A 2781-nucleotide genomic window follows, 5' to 3' on the forward strand; every position below is an offset into this window, starting at 1 on the left:
AGCAAAGGAATGAACAGTTTCTCTTTAGCCTGGCAATTTTTAACCATCCTCCCCTGGAGGAAGAGTGATCAGGAAATAGATCCCCAGCTCTTAGGCCGATCCATGGCTTTCTACCCGGTGATCGGGCTTCTTCTGGGACTAATTCTCTGGGCCGCCCAATGGGTTTTTTCCTTGGCTTTTCCCCGTACCCTCGCCGACGGACTGATCGTCATGCTTCTGGTCGTTCTGACGGGAGCTTTCCACCTGGATGGGCTAGCCGATACTTGCGATGGGCTGGCTTCCGGAAAGTCTCCCGAAGAAAGGCTGAAAATCATGAAAGATCATCGGGTGGGGACTTTTGGGGTCGTTGGTTTGATTTTGATTTTGGGAATTAAATTCTTAGCCCTCAATTCTTTACCTGACAGAGCTGTAGGTAAAACATTATTAGTGGCTTTGATTCTCAGCCGCTGGTCCATGGTGCAATTAACTTACCGGGCTCGTTATGCCCGCCGGGAAGGCGGCTTGGGTCTTCCCTTTAAGGAAAACCTGAAAAAAAGGGAAATGGTCGTGGCCACAGCCACTTCCTTAGTTCTCAGCTTTTTCTTCTACCGTTTCTGGGGAATGATCCTGTGGGTGGTTGTAGGGGTTTTTACTCTCCTCTTCCAAAGATTCTTTGAGAAAAAAATCGGGGGCATCACCGGAGATGTTCTTGGCGCAGCGAATGAGTCTAATGAAGTTCTGGTTTTAATTTTGATGTCCGGGATGTTTCATTGGCGTTATTGAATTTTCACGAGAGAGGCTTACCCCATGGATCCTGATCGAACCCGCATTTATCTGGCCCGCCACGGCGAAGTGCTCAACCACGGAGTTTATAACGGGCAGGCCGACGTTGACATTACCCCCACCGGTCTGAAGCAAATGGAGCGCCTGAGGGATCTATTAAAAGATAAAAATTTATCTGCGGTTTATTGCAGCGACCTCCGGCGTACCCAAAAAGGAGCAGAAATCATCGCCCAACCGCACGGCCTTGTACCCCAAGGCTTTCCCCATTTCCGGGAGATGCATTTCGGCCGCTGGCAGGGGCTGAATTATCAGGGGGTCATGGAAAAATACCCTACAGACATTCCCCAGTGGATCAATAACGTAGAGACTTTCCGCATTCCTGCCGGGGAGAGCGTGGGGGATGTACGGGAGCGCGCGATCCCCAAGTTACAGGAGTTGGTCGAGTTCCACCGAGAGCAGGAGTTCGCCCTGGTTTCCCATGGTGCTCTGAACCGGGTAATTCTGGCCGAGGCCCTTCACTTATCCTTCGCTCACCTGCTGCGGATCGAGCAGGATTACGGGTGCCTGAACATAATTGAGTATACCCCCTCGTGGACGCTGGTGAAATTAATCAATGGATAGGTGGTAAATTGCGGATTGCGGGTTGCAGATTGCAGATTGTTCTTGTGATTATTCTTTTCATCCTAATTGGCGGTGGGAATTCGTTCGCCGCCACCTTCACCGATGAGGTAGGCCGGAAACTGGAAGTGCAAGGAAGCCCGCAGCGCTTTGTTTCCGTTGCTCCCAGTGTCACGGAAACCCTTTTTGCCCTGGGCCTTGGAGACCGGTTGGTAGGAGTAAGTTCCTACTGCCAGTTTCCTCCCGAAGCTTTAAAGAAAGAGAAGGTCGGGGGCTACATCAACCCCTCTCTGGAGAAGATCGTTGCCTTGCGGCCGGACTTAGTCATAGGAATCGCCGAAGGAGATTTAAAGACCTTCGTGGACAAGTTAGCCAAGTTGAAGATTCCTGTGTACATTACCAATCCCAAGAACGTTTCCGAGGTGATTACCTCCATGCAACACATCGGAGAGGTGACCTATTCCGTCCAGTCTGCGCAAAGAGTGACCCAGGCGATGAAAGAAAGAATTCAGGCCATCCGGACCAAAGTCCAGGGGCGACCTCACCCCCGGGTTCTCCACGTTCTGAACTTTGAGCCCCTGATCAGCGCCGGGAAAGGGACGTTTGTGGATGATCTGATCCGTCTGGGCGGAGGCCGCAACATTGCGGAAACTGCCCAGGGGAAGTACCCACGGTTTAGCCTTGAGGAAGTTTTGGCCGTGGACCCGGAGGTGATCATCCTGGCCTCCATGAGGTCAGACGACCCCCTCACCGAACAGCGCCGGTGGTGGGAACGATGGAAAACCATAACCGCAGTGCGCCAGGGTCGGATTCATGTCCTTAACTCCGACTTGATCCACCGCCCCTCACCCAGAATCGTGGACGGGCTGGAGCAGGTTGCGCGGGCGATACACCCGGAAGCGTTTAAATAGCAATGAGCTGATGGCTCATTGCTGATAGCAATTATTTCTCTGCTGACTGCTGATTGCTGATCACTGAAGGCTTTTTATGTCTCGCTGGACCTTTAAAAGATGGATTCTTTGGATGATGGTCCTGGTCCTCCTCTTGGCCGGAGTCATGGGGATCTCTGTCTCTCTGGGAGCGGTGATGATCCCCCTCTCCAAGAGCTGGTCCATCCTTCTTCATCAGATTCTGGGGGATCGTTTTCCCGTGGAATGGACGGTAAGCGAAGCTTCTATTATCCTCGAATTGCGTTTACCGAGGACAATTTCCGGAGTCCTGGTGGGAGCCGCCCTTTCCCTGGCAGGGGCTGTGCTTCAGGCGCTGCTGCGCAATCCCCTGGCTGACCCTTTCGTCCTGGGCATCTCCAGCGGAGCCGCGGTGGGCGCTGTGCTGGCCATCCTCGTCGGCCTGGGGTCGACATTTTTGGGGATCTATGCGGTTCCCGGGGCAGCCTTTGGG

At 53.1% G+C, this 2781-nt stretch carries 4 protein-coding genes; all 4 read left to right on the top strand.

The annotated features are described in order from the left end of the window. Positions 1–762, top strand: a 762-nt coding sequence (cobS, locus tag Q7V48_14645; GenBank protein ID MDO9211965.1) for an adenosylcobinamide-GDP ribazoletransferase, incomplete at its 5' end; no start/stop codon positions are given. A 24-nt stretch (positions 763–786) separates the two neighbouring features. Next, a complete protein-coding gene (locus Q7V48_14650; protein ID MDO9211966.1) occupies positions 787–1383 on the top strand; it encodes a histidine phosphatase family protein in 597 nt (198 codons plus the stop codon). A 29-nt stretch (positions 1384–1412) separates the two neighbouring features. Continuing rightward, complete coding sequence (locus tag Q7V48_14655; GenBank protein MDO9211967.1) at positions 1413–2291, top strand: cobalamin-binding protein; 879 nt, start codon at positions 1413–1415, stop codon at positions 2289–2291. A 76-nt stretch (positions 2292–2367) separates the two neighbouring features. Beyond that, positions 2368–2781, top strand: a 414-nt coding sequence (locus Q7V48_14660; protein ID MDO9211968.1) for an iron chelate uptake ABC transporter family permease subunit, incomplete at its 3' end; no start/stop codon positions are given.

The organism is Deltaproteobacteria bacterium, assembly GCA_030654105.1.
Classification (GTDB): Bacteria; Desulfobacterota; SM23-61; order SM23-61; family SM23-61; genus JAHJQK01.